The organism is Nocardiopsis sp. CNS-639, from assembly GCF_000381685.1.
Lineage (GTDB): Bacteria > Actinomycetota > Actinomycetes > Streptosporangiales > Streptosporangiaceae > Nocardiopsis > Nocardiopsis dassonvillei.
On sequence record NZ_KB906869.1, the window covers coordinates 74,515 to 97,744 of the forward strand.

General features: G+C 74.2%; 19 protein-coding genes. 12 read left to right on the top strand and 7 right to left on the bottom strand.

Going from position 1 to position 23,230, the window contains the following annotated elements; all coding sequences use genetic code 11:
- The first annotated feature begins 44 nt into the window (after positions 1-44).
- Positions 45-221, top strand: a complete 177-nt coding sequence (locus tag G011_RS32595; RefSeq protein ID WP_019610324.1) for a hypothetical protein — start codon at positions 45-47, stop codon at positions 219-221.
- A 128-nt stretch (positions 222-349) separates the two neighbouring features.
- Here G011_RS32595 and G011_RS0121740 read toward each other — a convergent pair whose 3' ends face one another.
- Complete coding sequence (locus G011_RS0121740) at positions 350-1,174, bottom strand: universal stress protein (RefSeq protein WP_019610325.1); 825 nt, start codon at positions 1,172-1,174, stop codon at positions 350-352.
- A 46-nt stretch (positions 1,175-1,220) separates the two neighbouring features.
- Between G011_RS0121740 and G011_RS0121745 the strand changes: the two genes are divergently transcribed.
- A complete protein-coding gene (locus G011_RS0121745; RefSeq protein WP_026338533.1) occupies positions 1,221-2,693 on the top strand; it encodes a potassium/proton antiporter in 1,473 nt (490 codons plus the stop codon).
- A 341-nt stretch (positions 2,694-3,034) separates the two neighbouring features.
- Here the strand turns inward: G011_RS0121745 and G011_RS32810 are convergent, their stop codons facing one another.
- The 4 genes from G011_RS32810 to aztA all read right to left on the bottom strand — a co-directional run bounded on the left by G011_RS32810 (position 3,035) and on the right by aztA (position 7,042).
- Positions 3,035-3,163 (bottom strand): hypothetical protein, encoded by a 129-nt coding sequence (locus G011_RS32810; protein ID WP_019610327.1) that lies wholly within the window; start codon positions 3,161-3,163, stop codon positions 3,035-3,037.
- Positions 3,164-3,248: 85 nt separating this feature from the next.
- Complete coding sequence (locus tag G011_RS0121755) at positions 3,249-4,616, bottom strand: OFA family MFS transporter (RefSeq protein ID WP_019610328.1); 1,368 nt, start codon at positions 4,614-4,616, stop codon at positions 3,249-3,251.
- A 230-nt stretch (positions 4,617-4,846) separates the two neighbouring features.
- Positions 4,847-6,136: an MFS transporter gene (locus G011_RS0121760; RefSeq protein WP_026338535.1), complete on the bottom strand. Its 1,290-nt coding sequence runs from the start codon at positions 6,134-6,136 to the stop codon at positions 4,847-4,849.
- Positions 6,137-6,352: 216 nt separating this feature from the next.
- Entirely contained in the window at positions 6,353-7,042 is a 690-nt protein-coding gene (gene aztA / locus G011_RS0121765; protein ID WP_019610330.1) for a zinc ABC transporter ATP-binding protein AztA, read from the bottom strand.
- A 63-nt stretch (positions 7,043-7,105) separates the two neighbouring features.
- On the opposite strand from aztA, the gene aztB reads away from it, so the two are divergent.
- From aztB to aztD, 4 genes are all read left to right on the top strand, one after another.
- Positions 7,106-8,002, top strand: a complete 897-nt coding sequence (gene aztB / locus G011_RS0121770; protein WP_019610331.1) for a zinc ABC transporter permease AztB — start codon at positions 7,106-7,108, stop codon at positions 8,000-8,002.
- Positions 7,992-9,191, top strand: a complete 1,200-nt coding sequence (locus G011_RS0121775; RefSeq protein WP_019610332.1) for a hypothetical protein — start codon at positions 7,992-7,994, stop codon at positions 9,189-9,191. Before aztB ends, G011_RS0121775 begins: the two co-directional genes overlap by 11 nt.
- Positions 9,185-10,150 (top strand): zinc ABC transporter substrate-binding protein AztC, encoded by a 966-nt coding sequence (gene aztC, locus G011_RS0121780; protein ID WP_019610333.1) that lies wholly within the window; start codon positions 9,185-9,187, stop codon positions 10,148-10,150. The genes G011_RS0121775 and aztC overlap by 7 nt, the downstream gene beginning before the upstream one ends.
- A gap of 79 nt (positions 10,151-10,229) precedes the next feature.
- The gene (gene aztD, locus G011_RS0121785) at positions 10,230-11,432 is read left to right on the top strand and encodes a zinc metallochaperone AztD (RefSeq protein WP_019610334.1); all 1,203 of its coding nucleotides are present in this window, start codon (positions 10,230-10,232) and stop codon (positions 11,430-11,432) included.
- 215 nt (positions 11,433-11,647) lie between these two features.
- Here aztD and manD read toward each other — a convergent pair whose 3' ends face one another.
- Entirely contained in the window at positions 11,648-12,862 is a 1,215-nt protein-coding gene (gene manD / locus G011_RS0121790) for a D-mannonate dehydratase ManD (RefSeq protein WP_019610335.1), read from the bottom strand.
- A 438-nt stretch (positions 12,863-13,300) separates the two neighbouring features.
- On the opposite strand from manD, the gene G011_RS0121795 reads away from it, so the two are divergent.
- The 3 genes from G011_RS0121795 to G011_RS0121805 all read left to right on the top strand — a co-directional run bounded on the left by G011_RS0121795 (position 13,301) and on the right by G011_RS0121805 (position 17,463).
- Positions 13,301-14,344 carry a LacI family DNA-binding transcriptional regulator gene (locus G011_RS0121795; RefSeq protein ID WP_019610336.1) on the top strand — a complete coding sequence of 348 codons (1,044 nt, stop codon included), beginning with the start codon at positions 13,301-13,303 and terminating at the stop codon, positions 14,342-14,344.
- Between the two features lie 135 nt (positions 14,345-14,479).
- On the top strand, positions 14,480-15,574 hold the full coding sequence (locus G011_RS0121800) for a hypothetical protein (protein ID WP_026338536.1): 1,095 nt from the start codon (positions 14,480-14,482) through the stop codon (positions 15,572-15,574).
- Between the two features lie 284 nt (positions 15,575-15,858).
- Positions 15,859-17,463 carry a glycoside hydrolase family 10 protein gene (locus G011_RS0121805; RefSeq protein WP_019610338.1) on the top strand — a complete coding sequence of 535 codons (1,605 nt, stop codon included), beginning with the start codon at positions 15,859-15,861 and terminating at the stop codon, positions 17,461-17,463.
- Positions 17,464-17,484: 21 nt separating this feature from the next.
- On the opposite strand, the gene G011_RS0121810 is transcribed toward G011_RS0121805, so the two are convergent.
- Positions 17,485-18,057 (bottom strand): suppressor of fused domain protein, encoded by a 573-nt coding sequence (locus G011_RS0121810; protein ID WP_019610339.1) that lies wholly within the window; start codon positions 18,055-18,057, stop codon positions 17,485-17,487.
- Between the two features lie 353 nt (positions 18,058-18,410).
- Here G011_RS0121810 and G011_RS0121815 point away from each other — a divergent pair, with 353 nt between their 5' ends.
- The 3 genes from G011_RS0121815 to G011_RS0121825 all read left to right on the top strand — a co-directional run bounded on the left by G011_RS0121815 (position 18,411) and on the right by G011_RS0121825 (position 23,011).
- Positions 18,411-18,632, top strand: a complete 222-nt coding sequence (locus G011_RS0121815) for a DUF2945 domain-containing protein (RefSeq protein WP_019610340.1) — start codon at positions 18,411-18,413, stop codon at positions 18,630-18,632.
- A gap of 5 nt (positions 18,633-18,637) precedes the next feature.
- The gene (locus G011_RS0121820) at positions 18,638-19,207 is read left to right on the top strand and encodes a DUF488 family protein (protein ID WP_019610341.1); all 570 of its coding nucleotides are present in this window, start codon (positions 18,638-18,640) and stop codon (positions 19,205-19,207) included.
- 423 nt (positions 19,208-19,630) lie between these two features.
- Complete coding sequence (locus G011_RS0121825; protein WP_019610342.1) at positions 19,631-23,011, top strand: pyruvate carboxylase; 3,381 nt, start codon at positions 19,631-19,633, stop codon at positions 23,009-23,011.
- Positions 23,012-23,230 lie beyond the last annotated feature (219 nt).

Sequence of the window (23,230 nt, forward strand, 5' to 3'; positions counted from 1 at the left end):
GCGAGGACCTGCGCTGGACCCTGGAGGAGGACGGCGACGGGTGCGTGCTGCGCCTGTCCAACACCGTCGCCGACCCGGCCTGGACGGCCGACACCGCGGCCGGGCGGGACGTGTGCCTGCGCACGCTCGCCGCCGTGCTGGACGGACGCGCGGAGCGGACGCAGGCCGGTCCCGACGAGGCGCTCATCGCGCACTACCGCCAGACTCTGGCCGCCGGCTGACACACCGTGACCTCGCACCTCGCGGCGAGGTCGGACGGCCGGGACCAGCCACGGGTACGAGACCACCGAGGCCAGGCCCCCTCGGGGAACACCGGTAACGCTTCCGGCCAGCCCGCCGGGTGCCCGTCTCAGGAGGAGCGCGTGAGGAGGACGGGGCGGGGACTGGCCGCGAGGATCCGCGAGCTGACGCTGCCCAGGACGAGTTTGGGAATCCCCACCCGGGCGCGGCTGGCGAGCACCGCCAGGGCGCCGGGTCGGCGGTGGAGCAGCCCGGTGATGTCGCCCGCCGGGTCGGCGCCGGTCAGCACGGTCGTCCGCACCACCAGGCCGTCCGCCTCCAGCCTCCGCGCGGCCTCCGACAGCCGCTCCTCTGCCACGGCGGCCCCGCCGGGCGAGGCCACGTGCACCAGTTCCACCTCCAGCCCGAGCTGGCGGGCCCACCCCTGTCCCAGGGCGAGGGTGTCGGCGTCGCGGGAACCGCCGTCCAGGCACACGAGGGCGCGGCCACCGGCCCCGCCTCCCTCGTCACACAGGTATCCGGGACCTATCATGAGCACCGGGGCGGCGGCCTGGCGCAGCACGTGTCCGGTGATGCTGCCCGCCACCAGGCGTGAGAACCGGTCCCGGTCGTGGGTGGCCATGCACACGACCGTTCCGGGCTGCTCGGCGACCGCGTCGACGATCACGTCCCCCGGCCAGCCGGAGCCGACCATGGACACCTCGACGCGCTCGTAGTCCAGGCCCGCGGCGACCGCGTCGACGTCCTCGGCCCACGCGCGGTTCACGCGGTCGCGCACGGTCAGCAGTTCCAGGGGGACCCGCAGGACGCGGGCGGCGCGCAGCGCGGGGCCCAGGGCGGCCGCCGCACCGGCGGTGCCGTCCAGGGGCACCAGGAACCGGGTGATGGCGCGGGCGGGGGCCCGTGCGGTGCCGTCCTCACCACCGGCGGCCATCGGCACTCCCCCTCCACCGCGTCCCAGAGCCGACGACGGGGGGACCATGACAGTGCACCTGCCCGCCGACGGGTGGATCCTGGCGGCCGGACTCCTGTTGGTGGCGGCGATCCTGGCCTCGGGCTTCGCCAACCGCATCCGGCTGCCCGGCCTGCTGCTGTTCCTGGCGCTGGGCATGCTCATCGCCGACGACGGGCTCGGACTGATCCGCCTGGACAACCCCGAGATCGCCCAGATCGGCGGGACCGTCGGACTGATCCTCATCCTCTTCGAGGGCGGTCTGACGACCAAGCCCGGGGACCTGCGGCGCGCCGCCGCGCCCGGGTTCGTGCTGGCCACGGTGGCGGTGGCGGGCACGGCGCTGATCCTGGCGGCGGGCACGTACCTGCTGCTGGACGTGCGCCCCCTGACCGCCCTGCTCATCGGCGCGGTCGTGGCCTCCACCGACGCCGCGGCGGTGTTCGCCATGCTACGGAGGGCCCCGCTGCCCCGCAAGGTCGCCTCCCTGCTGGAGGTGGAGTCCGGCGCCAACGACCCGATCGCCATCCTGCTCACCATCGGACTCATCGCCACCTGGCGGGACACGCCGTCACCGGCCGAGTGGGCGCTGTTCGCCCTCATGCAGCTGGTCGGGGGCCTGGTCGTGGGCGCCGTGGCGGGGCTGGCCGGAAGCTGGCTGCTGACCCGGATCAACCTGGGACCGGCGGGGGTCTACCCGGTGCTGGCGCTGGGCGTGGCCGGGGTCTCCTACGGCGCCGCGGCGCTGGCGGGCGCCTCGGGCTTCCTGGCGGTCTACGTCACCGGGCTGGTCGTGGGCGCCCGCGCTCCCCTGCACCGGCGGGGCATCCGGACCTTCCACGAGGGGCTGTCCAACACCGCCGAGGTGGGGCTGTTCCTGCTGCTGGGGATGCTGGTCTTCCCCTCCGACCTGCCGGGGGTGGCGCTCTCGGGGCTGGCCGTCAGCGCCGTCCTTGTGCTGGTGGCCCGGCCGGTGACGGTGGCTCTGTGCCTGGTGTGGTTCGACTACACGTGGCGGGAGATCGCCTTCGTCAGCTGGGTGGGGCTGCGCGGGGCCGTGCCGATCGTGCTGGCCACGTTCCCCTTCGTGGCCGGGTACCCCGACGGCGCCCTGATCTTCGACATCGTCTTCTTCGTCGTGCTGGTCTCCGCGGCGGTGCAGGGCACCAGCATCCGCACCGCCGCGGGCCTGCTGGGGCTGACCCGGGGCGGGCACTCGCTCGAACCCGTGGTGGCGGACGTGCCCATCAGCGACCTGGGCACCGAGCTGATCGAGGTGCGCGCGGCGCCGGGGCTCCACATCGTGGGCAGGCGGCTCGGGGAGCTGGAACCGCCGCACGGCCTGGTCACCACGATCCTGCGGGGCAAGCGGGTGCTGGTGCCCTCGGCGCACACCCGGATCCACGAGAACGACCTGCTCATCGTGGCCATGCCGCGCCGCCCCGACGCCCAGAGGCTGGTCACCGCCTGGGCCAAGGGCGAGAGCGCGGGCGGGGCCTGAGGCGGGCCGCCCGTTCGGGGCCGCCCCGCACCGTCCACGGACGCTCCCCGGGTCGGGACGGGCCGCCCCGGGAGGCCCTCCCGGGGCCGTCGAGGTAGCGGCGCAGACCTGCGGGGACCGGCGGATCCCCCGAGCCCCGGCGGCGGTCGGGACGCCGGGGTTCCCGGAGGGGAGCGTGCGCAACGCCCACCGCCCACCGCTCCCCGCGGGGGGCGGGGCGGTGGCCCGTAGTCGAGCGGGTTGTCCTCGGCGCGCCCAGCGCTTCCCCCCGGGGGCGGGGCGGTGGGCGCGCCGATGCGGCGGTGTACCGCCTGGTGGGAACGGGCGGGCGGCGTCGGCCCTCAGGAGGCGAAGAGCGCCGCGGCGTCCACCGCGGTCTGCGCCACCCCGTAGGCCAGGGCGGCGAGCACGATCACCCACAGCAGGATCGCGGTGACGGTGGAGGCGTTGGTGGTCCGGTTGCCTGACATGTGTGGCCCTTCATCGGTGACCGGTGAGGCGTGTGTGGGGTTCCGGGGGGCGGGACCCGTCGCGGTCCCGCCCCCGGGTTCGGGCTCAGCTCCGCCCGGCGACGCGTTCGCGGTCGCGCTGGTGGACCCGCTCGGGCAGGGGCCGGACCAGCATGTTCGCGAGGAAGCCCACGGCCATGACGCCGACCATGACGTAGAGGGAGAGCCCGTAGAGCTCGGCCCCGTCGCGTCCGGCGGCCAGCTGGGCGTCGGCGATGACGTTGACGATCATCGGCCCGGCGACCCCGGCCAGCGACCAGGCGGTGAGGAGCCTGCCGTGGACGGCGCCCACGTTGAAGGTGCCGAACAGGTCCTTCAGGTAGGCGGGCACCGTGGAGAAGCCGCCGCCGTAGAAGGACAGGATGATGCCGGTCAGCGCCACGAACAGCACGATCGAACTGGTTCCGGCGACGGCGATCAGCAGGTAGAGGAGCCCGCCCAGGCCGAGGTAGCCGATGTAGACGCGCTTGCGGCCGATCACGTCGGAGGCCGAGGACCACACGAGCCGCCCGAGCATGTTGCACAGGGAGAGGAAGCCGACGTAACCCGCCGCCTCGGCCGGGCCGACCCCGGTGAAGAACTCCTGCACCATGGGCGAGGCCTGCTCCAGGATCCCGATCCCCGCCGTGACGTTGCAGAAGAGCACGGTCCACAGGAGCCAGAACTGCGGGGTGCGCACGGCGGTCTCCACCGACACCCCCTCCAGCGCCGGGGACACTCCGGCGGAGGCGCCCTTCGGCTCCTCGGCGGCGGCCCCAGGGGGCCGCCAGCCGGCCGGGGGGACGCGCACGGTGAAGGCGCCCAGCATCATGACCACGAAGTAGACCGCGCCCAGGGTGAGGAACGCGGGCGCGATGGCGTCCGCGGGGGTGTCGGCGTAGCGGTTGAGGAGTTCGGAGGACAGCGGCGAGGCGATGAGCGCGCCGCCGCCGAAGCCCATGATCGCGATGCCCGTGGCCAGGCCGGGCCGGTCGGGGAACCACTTGATGAGGGTGGAGACCGGCGAGATGTAGCCGATGCCCAGACCGAGCCCGCCGAGGAAGCCGTAGCCGAGGTAGACCAGCCAGAGCTGGCCGGTCGCCACGCCGAGCGCGGCGACCGCGAATCCGCCGGACCAGAACAGGCCGGAGACGAACATCGCCTTGCGCGGGCCGTTGCGCTCCACCCACTTGCCGCCGAACGCGGCCGACAGGCCGAGCATGACGATGGCGATGCTGAAGATGACACCGATCGCGGTCAGCGAGGTGTCGAACCGCTCGACCAGCGGGTTGCGGAAGACGCTGAACGCGTACACCTGGCCGATGGACAGGTGTACCGCCAGGGCCGCGGGCGGGATGAGCCACCGGCTGTGGCCGGGTGGCGCGATGCTCCTCTCGTAGTCGAGGAACGAGGTCAGGGGACTGGTGCGCGTCATGGATCCCGCTTCGTGTTCTGCTTGTCGCGGTGGGGGCGCGGACGCCGGGGCCGCTCCTGCCGGTCCGGGATCCTCCCGGGGTTGCCGGGAACCGGGCTGGGCGGGGTGTTCCACCCTGTCGAGAGCAGCCCCCTCACGGAGAGTGACCGTGCGAATGTCGAACGTCTGTGCCGGAAGCGAACTTATGTGATGAACGCGTCATGATCAAGCCCTCAGTGGCCACAAACCGGTCAAACACCCCATTTCCCTCGACGCCCCCGCGCCACCGGGACCACGGCGACGGCCGCGGCGGAGAAGAGCGCGCTCACCGCGAAGACGAAGGGCAGGCCCGCGAGGGTGATCACCGCCGCCATGAGCACCGGCGTCAGGGTCGTGCTGACCGCCTGGAGCCAGTTCTGCGCGGCCAGGGCCCGCCCCGCCCAGGAGGTTCCCGCCGTCTCGGCGACGGCGGTGAAGGTCAGGCCGTTGTGCCACATCGTCAGGACCAGGCAGGCCAGGAGCAGCGGTACGGCCGTCCACGCCCAGGCTCCCGGCAGCGCCGCGAGCAGCACCAGGCAGACCCCCGAGACCACCGCCAGCCACCGCACCGGGCGCATCCGGTCCCCGGTCCGGTCGGACCAGACTCCCAGCAGCAGCCGCCCGGCCGCCCCGGGCACCTGCGCCACCGCGACGACCGCGCCCGCGGCGGGCGGGCTCCACCCCTGTTCCTGCACCAGGTAGATGACGGCGTAGGTCATCAGCGCGATCTGCGGGACGCCGAGCAGCATGCTCACCCCGTGCACCCGCCAGATGTGCCCGTGCCGGTAGGGCGACCCGGCCACGGGGCGCGCGGCGGCCTCGCTGGCCCCTCCGGCCTCGGTGCGCGCCGCGCCGTCGGCGGTGTCCGCGCCCGCGGAGGCGTCGGCATGCGCGGCGTCGTCAGCGGTGTCCCCGGCCGCTTCCTGTGCCGGGGGCCGCCCGGGGGCGGAGGCGGGCATCGCCAGCACGAACGGGACCGCCAGGAGCGCGAGCACGGCCGGGAGGGTCATCGCGCCGACGAACCCCCAGGCACCCGCTGCCCAGGGCAGCGCCAGGGCGGAGAGGCCCACGCCCAGCGGCAGCGCCGACTGGCGGACGCCCATGGCCAGGCCGCGTTCGCGCTCGGAGAACCAGGACAGCACCAGCCGTCCGCTCGCCGCGTTGACCGGGCCGCCGACCGCGCCCACCAGCAGCAGGACCGCGACGGCCCCCCACAGGCCCGAGACCGTCCAGAGCAGGCCGAGCGCGCACGCCGTGAGCACCAGGCTCAGCGCCATCGTCGGCCGCTCCCCGAACCGGTCGATCACCAGGCCCCACACCAGGAGCGTGAGGAGCAGGCCGAGCGAGGGCAGGCCGGCCAGCATCCCGGCCTGCGCGGTGGTGACGCCGAAGGCCTCCCTCAGCTGCGGCAGCACGACGGGCACGCCGAACATCGCCGACACACTGGCCACCTGCGCCACCATGCTGACCGAGAGGACGGCCCAACGGTTCCGTACGAGCATCCGGCCAGCCTAGGGAGGGCACCGCCTGCGCGATCCACCGCCCCGGACCGCGACCGCTCGGTCCCGGGCGACGTCCTCCCCCGCACCCGGCCGCGTCCCGGGGCTCCGCGCCGTGCGCTCCCCGGACACGGCCGCGTTCCCGCGCCCCGGAGCCCATGCCCCCATGGCCCGGGGTGACGCCTTCCCGCTGCCACCCGGCCGCGTCCGCCCGGTCCCCTAACGGAACCCGGCTCCCCGCGCGCCCTCCCAGGCCCGAGCGGCCTCCTCCGGCGGTCCCGAGGCCGCGATCCGCCCGCCCGCGAGCACCAGGCAGTGGTCGGCGTCGAAGGCCTCGTCGGGGGCGTGGGTGGCGTGCACGACGGTGACCCCGTCGGCGCGGGCCCGCTCCAGGACGCGGCGCACGTACTCGCGCGCACGGTGGTCCAGCCCGGCCGAGGGCTCGTCCAGCAGGAGCAGGTCCGCCTCCTGTGCCAGGCCCTGGGCGATGAGCACCCGCTGGCGCTGGCCGCCCGACAGCTCCCCCAGACGGCGTTCGGCCAGGTCGGCGACGTCCAGGCGGTCCAGGCACTCCGCGACCACGGCGCGGTCGCGCCGGGTCAGCGGCCGCCAGAACCCCCGGTGGGCCCACCTCCCCATCGCGACGGCCTCGCGCACGGTGACCGGCAGGGCGTCGGGGACCGCGCTGCGCTGGACCACGAAGGCGGGACGGGTCGGACGCGAGGCCCGGACCCCGCCCCTGCGGACCCCGACCGTGCCCGCCATGAGGCCGAGCAGCGTGGACTTGCCCGACCCGTTGGGCCCCACGAGCGCCGTGACCGCGCCCTCCGGGACCGCCGCGTCGATGCCCCGCAGGACGTCCTCGCGCCCGTATCCGGCGTACACGCCGTCCAGTTCCAGACGGTTCATCCCGTTCCTCACGCTCACCCCGATGTGCAAATGACAATGGTTATCATTATACAGTGTCCCACTATGGAAGCTCTGTTCGACCCGTTCGGGGTCGTGTTCGTGCAGCGTGCGCTGTGGGGAGGCATTCTGGTCTCCCTCATCTGCGCCGTCGCCGGGACCTGGGTGGTGCTGCGCGGCATGGCCTTCCTCGGCGACGCGATGTCGCACGGGATGCTGCCCGGGGTGGCCCTGGCGTCCCTGCTGGGCCAGAACCTCATGCTGGGCGCGGCCCTGGCCGCGGGGGCGATGGCCGCGGGCGTCACCGCGCTGGGCCGCTCGTCCCGGCTGTCCCAGGACACGAGCATCGGACTGCTCTTCGTCGGGATGCTCTCACTCGGCGTGATCCTGGTCTCGCACTCGTCCTCCTTCGCGGTCGACCTCACGGGCTTCCTGTTCGGGGACGTCCTGGCGGTGCGCGAACAGGACCTGGTCCACCTGGGCCTGGCACTGGCCGCGGCCCTGGTCGTCGCCGCCGCGGGGCACCGGGCGTTCCTCGCCCTGGCCTTCGACCCGCGCAAGGCCGCCACCCTGGGGCTGGCGCCCCGGGCCGCCCACGGCGTCCTGCTCGGCCTGGTCACCCTGGCCGTGGTCGCCTCGTTCCACGTGGTGGGCACGCTGTTGGTGTTCGGGCTGCTCATCGCGCCCCCGGCGGCCGCGGCCCTGTGGGCGCGCAGCGTGCCCGCGATCATGCTCGGCGCGGCCGTGCTGGGCAGCGCCGCGACCTTCCTCGGCCTGCTCGCCTCCTGGCACTGGGAGACGGCGGCCGGGGCCACGATCGCCGCCACGGCCACCGCGTTCTTCTTCGCCTCCGCGCTCGCGGCGGCCGTGCGCTCCCGCGGGCGCGGCTCCCCCGGCCCGACCCCCGACACCACCCCCGACCACCCCGTACAGATGGAGAGGCCGATGACACATGAGGCGTGAACACCGCACCGGCGCGCTGGGCGCGGCCGGACTGTCCGCCCTCGTCCTGCTGACCGGCTGCGGCGCCGCGCAGGACGGCACGGAGCAGCAACCGGAGGAGGAGGTCCCGCACGGCTACGTCGAGGGCGCCGAGGAGACCGCCGAGCCCCAGTCCCGCCTCGTGGTCGCCGACCCCGTCAGCGGAGACGTCCGGGTGCTCGACCTGATCACCGAGGAGACGACGGAACTCGACCCCGTGGAGGGCCTCGACGGCATCGCCGGGGACGGCCGCTTCGCGTACCTGTACTCATCCGACCACCGGATGACCACCGTGGTGGACAGCGGGGCGTGGACCGTCGACCACGGGGACCACAAGCACTACTACCGGACCGGTGTCGGACTCGCGGGCACGGTGGAGGGCCTGGCCGCGGGCCGGGTCGCCTCCGACACCGCCCTGACCGCGCTGTCCGCGCCGGACGGCACCGCCGTGCTCGACCGGGCCGCGCTGGAGGAGGGGGCGGTCGAGGAGGCCGCGGCCCTCCCCGACGGCGCCGCGGTGGTCCTGCCCTTCGCCGAACACCTCCTGGTGGCCGGGGGCGGTTCCGGGGGCGGGGTCGAGGTGCTCGACCGGGACGGCTCCCCCGTCGCCACGCTCGACGCCGCCTGCACCGACCCCCTCGGCCAGGCCGTCACCCGGCGCGGAGCCGTCATCGGCTGCGCCGAGGGCGCCCTGCACGTCACCGAGGAGGACGGGGAACTCTCCGGCGACTTGGTGGACTACCCCGAGGGCTCCGATGAGCGGGTCGAGGAGTTCGGGCACCGTCCCGGTTCGGCGGCCCTGGCCTCGGTCTCGACCGGCGGCGACCTGTGGGTCCTGGACCTGGCCGAACCCGGGTGGACCGCGCTGGAACTGGAGGGCGCCGTGACCGCGACGGCCGTCGGCGAGGGCGCCCCCGTCCTGGCCCTGACCGGCGACGGGGCCCTGCACTCCCTGGACCCGGCCTCGGGCGAGGAACTGGCCTCCGCCGACCTGCTCGACGGCACCGACACCGCGCACGCCCCCGTCATCCGCGCGGACACCAGCCGCGCCTACGTCAACGACACCGGGCGCGGTGTGGTGCACGAGATCGACTACAACGACGACCTGCGCGTGGCGCGCACCCTCGACCCGGGCATCGCGCCGCACCTCATGGTCGAGACGGGATGGTGACCGCCGTGACGGCTCCGAAGGCGCTCCTGCGCGCCGCGACCGCGTCCGCCCTGGCCGGGGCGGTCCTGCTCGGCACGGCCTCCTGCTCCTCGCGGGAGGACGGGGGCGAGGGGATCGTGGTGACCACCAACATCCTGGGCGACCTCACGCGGGAGGTCGTGGGCGAGGAGGCCGGGGTCACCGTCCTGATGAAGCCCAACGCGGACCCGCACTCCTTCGGCATCTCCGCGCGGGAGGCCGCGCTCGTGGAGAACGCGGCGCTCGTGGTCTACAACGGGCTCGGCCTGGAGGAGGGCGTGCTGCGCAACGTCGCCGCCGCCGAGGAGGCCGGGATGCCCGCCCTGGAGGTCGGCGCCCAGGTGGACCCCCTGGCCTTCTCCCCCGGCGGGGACACCGCGGACAACGAGGACGAGGGCGAGCCCGACCCGCACTTCTGGACCGACCCCCGGCGGGTCGTCCGGGCCGTGGAGCTGATCGCCGAACACGTGGTCGCCGAGGTGGACGGCGTGGACGCCGAGGCCGTGCGCGCCAACGCCGAGGCCTACACCGCACAGCTGGAGGAGCTGGACGCGTGGATGGCCGAGGAGTTCGCCGCGATCCCGGAGGAGGACCGCAACCTGGTGACCAACCACCACGTCTTCGGCTACCTCGCCGAACGCTACGGGTTCGAGGTCGTGGGCGCCGTGATCCCCAGCGGCACCACCCTGGCCTCGCCCAGCAGCTCCGACCTCAAGTCCCTGGCCGACGCCGTGAACGCGGCGGGCGTCGAGGCCGTCTTCGCCGACTCCTCCCAGCCCGACCGCCTGGCCACGGCCATGGCGGAGGAGGCGGGCGTGCACATCGAGGTCGTCCCCCTGTTCTCCGAGTCGCTCAGCGAGGAGGGCGGGGGCGCGGCCACCTACCTGGAGATGATGCGCTCCAACACCGAGGCCATCGCCACCGGACTGCGTGGCGAGTGACCGGGCCGCAGTCCCGGCACGACCGCGGCGGCACCTCCCCCCGCCCGCAGCGGACCCTTCCACCCCGAAAGAGAGAAACGTGAACACCCCGACGAACAACGCGACGACGCGGTTCCCGGCGCGGGCGGCGCTGCCCGTGCTGCTGTCCGCAGGGCTGCTGCTGACCGCCTGCGGCACCGGAGAGGAGGCCCCGCAGGAGCAGGGCGGCGAGGAGCAGGCCGCCGCGCAGGCCGTGGTGGACAACCCGGTCGTCACCACCTACGACGGCGGCCTGTACGTCCTGGACGGCCAGACCCTGGAGGTCGTCCAGGACATCGCCCTGGAGGGGTTCAACCGGATCAACCCGGCGGGCGACGACCGGCACGTGCTGGTCTCCACCTCGGAGGGCTTCCAGGTCCTGGACGCGGCCGGCGCGGAGCTGACCGACACCCTCTTCCCCGCCGACACCCCCGGGCACGTCGTCCGGCACGCGGGCCGGACCGTGCTGTTCGCCGACGGCAGCGGCGAGATCACCGCCTTCGACACCGACTCCCTCGGCGACGGCCTGCCCGAGACCGACGTGACCAACGCGGAGGAGGCCCACCACGGCGTGGCCGTGGAGCTGGCCGACGGCGGGATGCTGCTGACCCTGGGCGACGAGGAGGAGCGCGTCGGCGCCGTCGTCCTGGACGCCTCCGGCGAGGAGGTCGCCCGCAGCGAGGAGTGCCCGGGCGTGCACGGCGAGACCACGGCCGAGGGCGAGGCGGTCGTCATCGGCTGCGAGGACGGCGTCCTGGTCTACCAGGACGGCGGGTTCACCAAGGTGGACAGCCCCGACGAGTACGGGCGCATCGGCAACCAGGCCGGGAGCGAGGAGTCGCCGATCGTGCTGGGCGACTACAAGACCGACCCCGACGCCGAGCTGGAGCGTCCCGAGCGGGTCGCGCTCGTGGACACCGCCGCGGGCGACCTGACCCTGGTGGACCTGCCCGCCAGCTACACCTTCCGCTCCCTGGGCCGCGGCCCCGAGGGGGAGGCCCTGGTCCTGGGCACCGACGGCAGCCTGCACGTGATCGACCCCGAGGCGGGCGAGGTCGTGGACAGCATCGAGGTCATGGACGAGTGGCAGGAGCCGCTGGAGTGGCAGCAGCCCCGCCCGGCGCTGTTCGTGCGCGGCGCGACCGCCTACGTGAGCGACCCCGCCACGAAGCAGGTCCACGCCCTGGACCTGGAGTCCGGTGAGGTCACGGCCTCGGTGACCCTGGACGCCGAGCCCAACGAGCTCAGCGGCGTCGCGTCCTAGACGTCCCTTCCCCGCCGGGGCGGGCGCGCGTTCCCCGCGCGCCCGCCCCGGCGTGCGTCACGGTGCCGGAACACGCCGGCCAGGCGCAGCACGGCTGCCGGACGGTGAGCGCCGGGCGCACGCGGGGAGGGCCCGTGCGCGCCCGAACCGGACCCCCGCGAGCCGAGGCCGGTCCGAAGAACGGGACCGGGTCCCGCCTGACCGGGGCGGACGCCTCACCAGTCGTGCATCGAGCCGTCGAGCCTGCGGTTGACCGGCAGGTACCGGGCCTCGTAGGGGTAGCGGGCCGCGGCCTCCTCGTCGATCTCCACCCCCAGACCCGGCGCGTCGCCCGGGTGCATGTAGCCGTCCGCGAAGGTGTAGGAGGTCCGGAACACCTCGCTGGCGGGCTCCAGGTGCCCCATGTACTCCTGGATGCCGAAGTTGGGCACGGTCAGGTCCAGGTGCAGGGCCGCGGCGAACGACACCGGCGACAGGTCGCCCGCGCCGTGCGAGCCGGTGCGCACCCCGTACAGGTCGGCCAGGTCGAAGATCCGGCGCAGGTGCGTGATGCCCCCGCTGTGCGAGACCGACATGCGGATGTAGTCGATGAGCCGCTCGGTGATCAGGTGCTGGCAGTCCCAGATCGTGTTGAAGACCTCCCCCACCGCCAGCGGGGTGGTGGTGTGCTGGCGGATCGTGCGGAACGCCTCCTGGTCCTCGGCCGGGGTGGGGTCCTCGATCCAGAACATGCGGTAGGGCTCCAGCGACCTGCCCAGCTGGGCGGCCTCCAGCGGGGAGAGCCGGTGGTGCACGTCGTGCAGCAGGTGGAAGCCGTAGCCGAACCTCTCCCGGACCGCCTTCATCATCTCGGGCGCGAAGTCCAGGTAGGCGGGGGTGTGCCAGACGTTGTCGGTGGGCACCGCCGCGTCGGCGGGCTCGTAGGTGTGGCCGGTGCCGGGGTGGTGCAGCCCGTAGGTGCTCTCCAGGCCCGGGACGGCGGCCTGCACGCGCACCGCCCGGTACCCCTGGTCCAGGAAGCCGCCGACCGAGTCCAGGAGGTCGTCCACGGACTGGCCGCTGGCGTGGCCGTAGACCATGACGCCGTCGCGCGCGGCGCCGCCGAGCAGCTGGTGGACGGGCTTGCCGACCCGCTTGCCGAGGATGTCCCACAGGGCGCAGTCCACGGCGGCGATCGCGGTCATGGTGACGGGTCCGCGCCGCCAGTAGGCGCCGCGGTACAGGTACTGCCAGATGTCGTTGATGCGGCCGGAGTCGCGGCCCACGAGCAGCGGGCAGACGTGGTCGCGCAGGTAGGAGGCGACGGAGAGTTCGCGGCCGTTCAGGGTGGCGTCGCCGAGGCCGGTGGTCCCGTCCTCGGTGGTGATCTTGAGGGTGACGTAGTTGCGTCCCGGGCACGTCACGATGACGTCGGCGGAGGTGATCCTCATGGGTGCTTCCTCGTGGGTGGGGGTGTACCGCGACACCCGGCGTAACCGGTCCGCGGGGGCGGCCGGACGGTGGCGCGCCCCCGCGGGCCGGGGCCCTGGTGAGCCCGGCGGAGTCGCGCCGCGCTGTGCCGCCAACTCCCCGCGCTGTGCCTGACGTCGTAGATATATCGTTTTCCCACTGGGGTGTCGAGACCTGGAAAAACCTCCCTCACTACGGTAGGGTCCGCCGAAACGTTCGGGTTCATCGTTTTCCCAAGGCTCTCCGGCACGCGCCGGGAAGCCCTCCACACACCCACGGGCAACCTGTCCGCGTCCCGATCCCGCCATGCCCGCGACACCCGGGAACGGCGGCGCGAGCGCGGGGAGGCCCGCCACAGCGAAGGGAGCGGCACTGGTGCGCGAGCAAGCCCCCGGCGCCCCGTCCGGTCGGAAGGCGCCATGACGGCCGTCCGCGGATCCACCGGCCGCCCCACGATCTCCGACGTCGCCGCGCTGGCGGGGGTGTCGGTCTCGGCCGTGTCGAAGGTGGTCAACAACAAGGGCCGCATCGCCGAGCCCACCCGTCGGCGGGTCCTCGACGCCGTGGAGAAGCTCCAGTGGTCGCCCTCGGCCGCGGCCGTGGCCCTGCGCGGGGCCCGCACCCGGGCCATCGGCATGGTCTCGCGCCGCTCCCCCGACCTGCTGTCCTACGACCCGCACTTCGGCGTGCTGATCTCGGGCATCGAGCGCGAACTCGCCCCCCTGGACTACGGTCTGCTGCTGCACATCGTGGGCGAGGAGGAGGACGCCGAACGGCGCGCCTACCGGCGTCTGGCCGAGGAGCGCCGGGTGGACGGCGTCATCCTCACCGAGAGCCTGGTCCGCGATCCCCGGTTCGACCTGCTGCGGAGGCTCGGGCTCCCCTCGGTGCTGATCGGCATGCCCTGGCGCGACGACCCGGTCGCCTCGGTGCTCGCCCCCGACCAGGAGCGGGGGCTGGTCGAGGCGGTCCGCCACCTGACCTCGCTGGGGCACCGGCGGGTGGCCTACGTGTGCGGCCCCGAGGACCGCGTGCACACCGGGTTCCGCCGCCGGATCGTGGAGGAGCAGGTGCGGCGGCACGGGCTGTCCGCCGTCGTGCTGACGGTCCCCGACTTCACCACCGAGGGGGCGGCCGCGGCCACCGACGAGGCGCTGTCGGCGGCCGAGCGGCCCACCGCGATCCTGTTCGCCAACGACATGATGGCGATCGCCGGGATCAGCGCCGCGCGCAGGCGGGGGCTGGAGGTGCCCCGGGACCTGTCCGTCGTCGGCCACGACGGCCTGCCCCTGGGCGCACTCGTGCAGCCTCGACTGACCACGGTCGGCCACGACCTGGTGGGGCTCGGGCGGGCCGCCGCGCTGACGCTCGTGGCCGCGCTGGACGGGGCGCCGGCCGACGTGCCCGCGATCGCCCCTCCCGGGCTCGTGGTGCGCGAGTCCACGGCGCCGCCCGGAGCCTGAGCGCGGGCGGCGCGGGCACCGACCCGCGCCGGGATGGACGTTCCCGGACGGGGCGGGGAGGTTCCCCGACGGGCCCGGATGTTCCTCCAGGGCCGGGGGAAACGCCGACAGGCCGGGTCACTAGTGTCTCCTGCCATGGAATCCAGGCATGGTCGGCAGAGGGTGCTCGCGGGCGAACCCCGCCGGGAGGGACACGGGATCGAGGCGCGGATCCTGCACGCGCGGGCCGGGTCCGCCGGGGACTCCCCCGAGTCGGACGGTTCCTCCCCGGGTTCCGGGACGTCCCTGACCGCCCCGCTGCTGCGGGTGGTCGGCCCCCTCGGTCGGCGACGGGTCGTCGTCGGCCGGATCCGGGTCCGCACCGGGCAGGACGAGGTGCCCGTGGTCACCCTGGCCGTGCGGGCGGTGTGGTCGGAGGAGGGCGGCTGGCGCCAGGAGCGGTCCGCCGCCGGGAGCCCCGACGACGCGCTCGCCGCCTCTCTGGCCGAACCCGCCCACGGGATCGCGGGGGACGCCCGCTCGCGGGCGGTGACCATGGCCAAGGCGTTCGCCGAGTCCTCACGCAACGAGGTGCTGCGGCTGCGGGAGCTGCGCTACGAGCTGGAGCAGCGCATGGCCGACCACCTCGCGGGGCGGGCGGACGGGCAGCTGCGGCCCCTGCTCGCGGCGGCGGTGGAGCTCTCGACCGCCGTCGGCCGGGCACGCGACCAGGCGCTGGAGGCGGTCCGCGCGGGGCTGGGGGTCTGGACGTGGGACAGGGCTGCCTACCTGCGCCTGCGGGAGGAGGCGGCCCCCGAGCCGGGCGAGGGGTCCGCGTGGATGCCGAGGCTGCGCGCGGGCGTACGGCACTGCGAGGCGATGGAGCGCGAGCTGGCCGAGGAGGCGGACCGGCTCCAGGCACTGCTGGGCGGCATGTCGAGCTTCGCGGTGGCGCAGGGGGCCGAGGCACAGGAGCGGTTCACCCTGGCCGTCGGGGCCGGAGCCGCGGTGATCGGCCTTCCGGCCCTGGTGCTGGCGCTGTACGGCGCCAACCCCTACCTGCCGCTGGACTCCCTCGACCGCGCCTGGCGGCTGCTGCTGCCGATCGGGGCCACGGCCCTGGTCGCCGTGCTCGCGGTCCTGGCGTGGATGCCCGGCACCACCCGGCCCCGCCACTACCTGGTGGCGGTCGGGGCCGTGGTCGCCCTCGTGTCCGTGCTCCTGTTGGCGGGCGCGCTCGTCCCCGTCTGAGGCGTGCCCGGGGACGGGTGGTTCCGGCCCACGGCGGGAGGGCCTTCCCCGCGGGCGCTCCCGGCGGACGGACCGGTCCGAGACGCCGCCTCCGATGGGGGTGGTTGCTTTTCCCCGGCAGATGAGATTCAAACCACCAAAACCACCCATGTTGTCCAAAACGTTACTTCTTCGCCTACTCTGATGCCCGACGTGACGTCAAACGGATGTCAACGCAGCTCAGAGGAGTTTCCTTGACCCCTGAACGACGAGCCGGCCTCTCACCGCGCTGGCGCTCCCGGTGGGTGGCCGCGGCCGCCGCGTCGGGGCTCATGATCTCCGGATACGCCCTCGTCGGCGCCGCCCACTCCCCCACCGGGTCCTTTCCCGGCCCCGGCGCGGCCGGTTGCGAGGCCGCCCAGGACAAGCGGCAGATGCGCGGGGCGTGGCTGACCACGGTCGGCAACATCGACTGGCCCTCCGAGCCGGGCCTGTCCGCCGAGGACCAGAAGGCGGAGATGAACCAGCGCCTGGACGAGGCGGTGGACCTCGGCCTGAACACCGTGTTCCTGCACGTGCGGCCCACCGCCGACGCCGTCTACGAGTCGGACCTGGAGCCGTGGTCGAAGTACCTCACCGGCGAACAGGGCGGCGACCCCGGCTACGACCCGCTGGAGTACGCGGTGGCCGGGGCGCACGAGCGCGGCCTGGAGCTGCACGCCTGGTTCAACCCCTACCGGGTCGGCATGGACTCCGACATCGAGGAGCTGGCCGAGGACCACCCGGTCAGGGAGCACCCCGACTGGCTGGTGCGCTACGGCGGCGAGGGCTTCCTGGACCCGGGCAGGCCCGAGGTCCAGGAGTGGGTGACCCGCGTGATCATGGACGTGGTGGAGCGCTACGACATCGACGGCGTGCACTTCGACGACTTCTTCTACCCCTACCCCAAGGACGGCGAGGAGTTCGACGACGACCGGACGTGGGAGGAGTACGGCGACGGCTTCGAGGACCGCGAGGACTGGCGGCGCGACAACGTCAACGACTTCGTCAGCGGTGTGCACGAGCGCATCGAGGAGGCCAAGCCCTGGGTGCGCTTCGGGATCTCCCCGTTCGGCATCTGGCGCAACGCCGAGAACGACCCCGCCGGGTCCGACACCTCGGGCCTGGAGTCCTACGAGGCCCAGCACGCCGACACCCGCGCCTGGATCAGGGAGGGGATGGTCGACTACGTCGTCCCGCAGCTGTACTGGGAGCGGGGCTTCGACGCCGCCGACTACGAGGAGCTGCTGCCGTGGTGGGCCGAGCAGGTCGAGGACACGGACGTGGACCTGTACGTCGGCCAGGGCGCGTACCGGGTCGGTGACCGCAACTGGACCGACGAGGACGCGCTGAGCACCCAGCTGGACTACTCCTCCGACCACCCCGAGGTCGACGGCGACGTCTACTTCTCCTTCAAGTCCCTGACAGGCGTGGCCGAGGAGGCCTACGCCCACCTGGCCGACGAGCACTACGGCGACCCCGCCCTGCCGCCCCTGGCGGGAGGGGACCGCGGAGGCCGGTCCCTGGCGGGTCCGGTGGACGACGTGACCGCCGAGGTCGCGGACGAGCACACCTCGGTGGAGTGGGAGCGGGTGGAGGACGCGCGCTTCTACGCCGTCTACCGCCTGGACGCGCAGGAGGCGGCGCGGGCGGACTCGGGCGATCCGGAGGAGTACTGCGACGCGCTCTCCTCCGACAACCTCGTGGGCGTGACCGGCGGGACCTCGCTGGAGGACTCCGGCCACACCGCCGAGGACGCCGCGAAGGCCGAGGAGAACGGCGAGGAGTCCGGTTCCGCGTACGTGGTCACCGCGCTGGACGACTACCGCGTGGAGGGCCCGGTCGGCGGGATCGCCGACCCCCGCGGCTGACCCCGGCGGGCGGAGGGCGGCTCACACCAGCGGGGCCCGGTCGGCGTCCAGCACGTTGACGCCCTCCGCCTCCAGGACCTCCTCGAAGGCGTCGAGCGACTCGGCCGCGACGAAGGCGGCCTCGCTCCGGTGGACGGGGAGCAGCCACAGGAACCTCGCTCCCCCGGCCTCGGCGGGCGCCCACTCCAGCGCGGGCCCGTGGGGGTAGGGCAGGCTCACCAGGAGGTGGTCCATGCGCGAGCCCTCCGTCCACGGGCGGCCCACGTCGATCACCGAGCCGACGCCGAGCCGGTACTCCTCGAAGGAGTGCAGGTGGCTGACCATGGCCAGGGTCTCGGCGTGCTCCTGCTCCGCGGTCGGCGACATGAGGAAGAACTCGGTGCCGCCCTCCGCCTCGTGGACGGACGAGCCGACCGTCACGTAGGTCCAGCCCTCACCGGCGTTCCGGGGCGCCACCCGGTAGGTGGCGAAGTCCGGGACCCGGTCGAGGATGGGCCCCTCCTCCCAGGTGGCGGGCTCCACGGCGTGCCCCTGCCAGAACTCCCGGACATGGCGTTCGAGCGCGCGGATCCGCGCGTCCTCCCCGGTCGTCAACGAACCCGACCCCCCGCTGTGCCTTCGGCCGCCGGGGGGCGTCGCCCTCACGAAGCGGCCGATGTACGGACATCTGGAACGGCCAGACTACGGCGTCCCGGCCGTGCCCGGTCCCGGGGCCGCCCCCGCGCCCCCGGGACCGGGGAACCGGTCCGGGATCGGGCGGGGCCCGGACGAGGTCCGCACCGCGGGCGCGTGCGAGGGCCCCGGAGGGCAGACCCGTCAACCGACGCGCGGGCGGCACGGGTCGGCGCCCGTCGGCACGGGCCGCCGGGAGCCCCACCCGCATACCCCGGGGCCATCCCGGGTAGGCGAGGGTCCGTCCCACCAAGGCCGGAGGAAGGGTGCTGGCGATGACACGCCGTTTCGACGTCGGTGACCATGTGAGCTGGAACTCCGAGGCCGGACGGGTGTCCGGCACGATCACGAGGGTCCACACCAGCGACTTCGAGTTCAGGGGCCGTACGCGCCGCGCCTCCGAGGACGAGCCGCAGTACGAGATCAGGAGCGACAAGACCGACCACGTCGCCGCGCACAAGGACGGGGCCCTGACCCGGATCTCCGGCGACGGCTGACCGCGATGGCGCCGCCGTTCCTCACCATCGGCCACTCCGACCGCACGTTCGGGGAGTTCGCCGCATTGCTGCACGAGAACGGCGTGCACGTGGTGGTCGACGTGCGCAGACTCCCGGGTTCGCGCCGCAACCCGCAGTTCGACGAGGACGTGCTCGCCGAGTCCCTTCGCGGTGTCGGCGTACGTTACTCGCGCGTGGCGGAACTCGGCGGTCGGCGCCCGGTCGCCGGGGACGTGGCCCCCGAGGTCAACGGGTTCTGGCGCAACCGCAGTTTCCACAACTACGCCGACCACGGACTCTCCGCCGAGTTCGGCTCGGGGCTCGCCCGGCTGCGCGAGGCGGGCGAGGACCACCGGGCCGCCGTGATGTGCTCGGAGGCGGTGTGGTGGCGCTGCCACCGGCGCATCATCGCCGACCACCTGCTCGCCCGCGGCCACGAGGTCCTCCACGTCATGGCCGCTCACCGCGTGGACGCCGCCCGGCTCACTCCGGGGGCCGTCGTGCACGCCGACCGCACCGTCACCTACCCGGCGCGGCCCTCGGACGCCCGGACGGACGGGGCGTCCGCGGGGTGACGGGAGCCCGGCCCGGTCGGGGTGCACCGCGCCGAGGGCCACCGGCACACGCGCACGCGGACCGATCCGGGCGGGCACGGGCGCACTCGGACCGACCGCACCGGCGGGCGGTCGGGAGCGGACGCGCGAGGGCCGCGCCCACTCATCCGGGCGGGCACCGGAGGTCGTCTTCCCCCGTTCACGCGCGACACGCGAACAGCTCGAAGCACCCGCCGGGGTCCGCCGTGCCCCGTCCCGCGCGACACGCCGACGCCCCCGAACGCCCGCCGGAAGCGGTACTCGGCGCGAAGGGCGGCCCCGGTGGGGTTCGCCGAACCCTCTTCTGGTTAACGTACGGGTGTTCCACCCGGCCGCGGGCCCCCGGCGACGGTGCCGGTTCTTGCGCCCCCGGCACCACGCCTGACCGACCAGGAGGAGTGCGCCATGTTCCGCAAAGTGCTCGTGGCCAACCGGGGCGAGATCGCCATCCGCGCGCTGCGCGCCGGTTACGAGTTGGGCGCCCGCACCGTCGCCGTCTTCCCCCACGAGGACCGCGGCTCCCTGCACCGGCTCAAGGCCGACGAGGCCTACCAGATCGGCGAGCCCGGCCACCCGGTGCGCGCCTACCTGTCCGTGGACGAGATCGTGGGCGCCGCCCGCCGGGCCGGGGCCGACGCCGTCTACCCCGGCTACGGCTTCCTGTCGGAGAACCCCGAGCTGGCCCGCGCGTGCGAGCGCGCCGGGATCACCTTCGTGGGCCCGCCCGCCGACGTGCTGGAACTGACCGGCAACAAGGCCAGCGCCGTGGCCGCCGCCCGGGAGGCGGGCGTGCCCGTCCTGGAGTCCAGCGAGCCCTCCGACGACGTGGAGGCCCTGGTGGCCGCCGCGGAGCGGATCGGCTTCCCGCTCTTCGTCAAGGCCGTGGCCGGAGGGGGCGGGCGGGGCATGCGCCGCGTCCAGGAGCCCGAGCGGCTGCGCGAGGCGGTGGAGGCGGCCATGCGCGAGGCCTCCGCCGCGTTCGGCGACGCCACCGTGTTCCTGGAGCGCGCCGTGGTCGACCCCCGCCACATCGAGGTGCAGATCCTCGCCGACGGCGAGGGCGGCGTCGTGCACCTCTACGAGCGCGACTGCTCCCTCCAGCGGCGCCACCAGAAGGTCATCGAACTGGCCCCCGCGCCCAACCTCGACCCGGACCTGCGCGACCGCATCTGCGCGGACGCGGTGCGCTTCGCCCGCCGGATCGGCTACCGCAACGCGGGCACGGTCGAGTTCCTGGTCGGCGCGGACGGCAGCCACGTCTTCATCGAGATGAACCCGCGCATCCAGGTCGAGCACACGGTGACCGAGGAGATCACCGACGTGGACCTGGTGCAGTCCCAGCTGCGGATCGCCTCCGGCGAGACCCTGTCCGACCTGGGCATCTCCCAGGAGGGCGTCTACGTGCGCGGCGCGGCGCTCCAGTGCCGCATCACCACCGAGGACCCCGCCAACGGCTTCCGCCCCGACACCGGGACCATCAGCGCCTACCGCTCCCCCGGCGGCTCGGGCATCCGCCTGGACGGCGGCACCTCCGCGGCGGGCACCGAGATCAGCCCGCACTTCGACTCGCTGCTGGTCAAGCTCACCTGCCGGGGCCGCGACCTGGCCACCGCGGTCAGCCGGGCGCGCCGGGCCGTGGCCGAGTTCCGCATCCGCAGCATCGCCACCAACATCCCCTTCCTCCAGGCGGTGCTGGACGACCCCGACTTCCAGGCGGGGCGGATCACCACCTCCTTCATCGAGGAGCGCCCGCACCTGCTGACCGCGCGGCCCTCCGCCGACCGCGGCACGCGCCTGCTCACCTACCTGGCCGACGTCACGGTGAACAAGCCGCACGGGGAGCGCCCCCAGCTGGTGGATCCCGCCACCAAGCTGCCGCCGCTGCCCGAGCCCGCCGGACCGCCGCCCCCGGGTTCGCGCCAGCGCCTGGCCGAGCTGGGCCCGGAGGGGTTCGCGCGGTGGCTGCGCGAGTCGCCGAACCTGGGCGTCACCGACACCACCTTCCGCGACGCCCACCAGTCGCTACTGGCCACCCGGGTGCGCACCCGCGACCTGCTGGCCGCGGCGCCCGCGGTCGCGCACACGCTGCCCGAACTGCTGTCCCTGGAGTGCTGGGGCGGCGCCACCTACGACGTGGCGCTGCGCTTCCTGGCCGAGGACCCCTGGGAGCGGCTGGCGGCGCTGCGCGAGGCGGTGCCCAACATCTGCCTCCAGATGCTGCTGCGCGGGCGCAACACTGTGGGGTACACCCCCTACCCGACCGAGGTGACCGACGCGTTCGTGCGCGAGGCCGCCGAGACGGGCGTGGACGTCTTCCGGATCTTCGACGCGCTCAACGACGTCGAGCAGATGCGCCCGGCCATCGAGGCCGTGCGCGCGACCGGGACCTCGGTGGCCGAGGTGGCACTGTGCTACACCTCGGACCTGTCCGACCCCGGCGAGAAGCTCTACACGCTGGACTACTACCTCAAGCTGGCCGAGCGGATCGTGGACGCGGGCGCGCACGTGCTCGCGATCAAGGACATGGCCGGTCTGCTGCGCGCTCCGGCCGCGGCGAAGCTGGTCACGGCGCTGCGCAGCGAGTTCGACCTGCCGGTGCACGTGCACACCCACGACACCCCGGGCGGGCAGCTGGCCACCTACCTGGCGGCGGTCAACGCCGGGGCGGACGCCGTGGACGGCGCGGTGGCGTCGATGGCGGGCACCACCTCGCAGCCGTCGCTGTCGGCGATCGTGGCCGCCTTCGACCACTCCGAGCACTCCACGGGCCTGAGCCTGGACGCGGTCAACGAACTGGAGCCGTACTGGGAGGCGGTGCGCCGGGTCTACGCGCCCTTCGAGGCCGGGCTGTCCTCGCCCACGGGCCGGGTGTACCACCACGAGATCCCGGGCGGGCAGCTGTCCAACCTGCGCACGCAGGCGGTCGCGCTGGGGCTGGGCGAGCACTTCGAGGAGATCGAGGCGATGTACGGCGCCGCCGACCGGATGCTCGGGCACCTGGTGAAGGTCACCCCCTCCTCCAAGGTCGTGGGCGACCTGGCGCTGCACCTGGTCGGCGCGGGGGTCTCCCCGGCCGACTTCGAGGCCGACCCCGGGCGCTTCGACGTCCCGGACTCGGTGGTGGGGTTCCTGCGCGGTGAGCTGGGCGTCCCGCCCGGCGGGTGGCCCGAGCCCCTCCGCACGCGGGCGCTCCAGGGGCGCTCCGAGGCGCGGCCCGCCCAGGAGCTGAGCGAGCAGGACCGCGCGGGACTGGCCGAGGACCGGCGGGCCACGCTCAACCGGCTGCTCTTCCCCGGTCCGACGCGGGAGTTCGAGGAGCACCGGGCGGCCTACGGCGACACCAGCGTGCTCTCCAGCGCGGACTTCTTCTACGGCCTGCGCGCGGGCGAGGAGTACGCGGTGGACCTGTCACCGGGCGTGCGGCTGCTCATCCAGCTGGAAGCGGTGGGCGAGGCCGACGAGCGCGGCATGCGCACGGTGATGGCCACGCTCAACGACCAGCTGCGCCCGCTCCAGATCCGCGACCGGGCCCTGGCCTCGCAGGTGCGGTCCGCCGAGAAGGCGGACCGCAGCGACCCCGGCCAGGTCGCGGCGCCCTTCGCGGGCGCGGTGACCCTGACGGTCGCCGAGGGCGAGTCGGTGGAGGCCGGTGCGACGGTGGCCACCATCGAGGCGATGAAGATGGAGGCCGCGATCACCGCGCCCGTGTCGGGGACGGTCACGCGGGTGGCGGTCGACCGGGTGCAGAAGGTGGAGGGCGGCGACCTGCTGGTCTGCCTCGGCTGAGCCGGACGTCCGGTCCGTTCGGGCCCGGCGGGCGCCTGCGGGTGCCCGCCGGGCCCTTTTCCCGGCCGGGGTCCCGGCCGGGAGAGGACGGATGCGGCGGAGTTCGTCCGGGGGCTTGGGCGAGGGTTCCTCCGGACCGGGTGAGGACCTGGCCGGATCCGGCCGCGGGAGGGCGGAACCGCGCGTGGCCCGGCGGCGTCGGAACGTGTCGGTAAACCG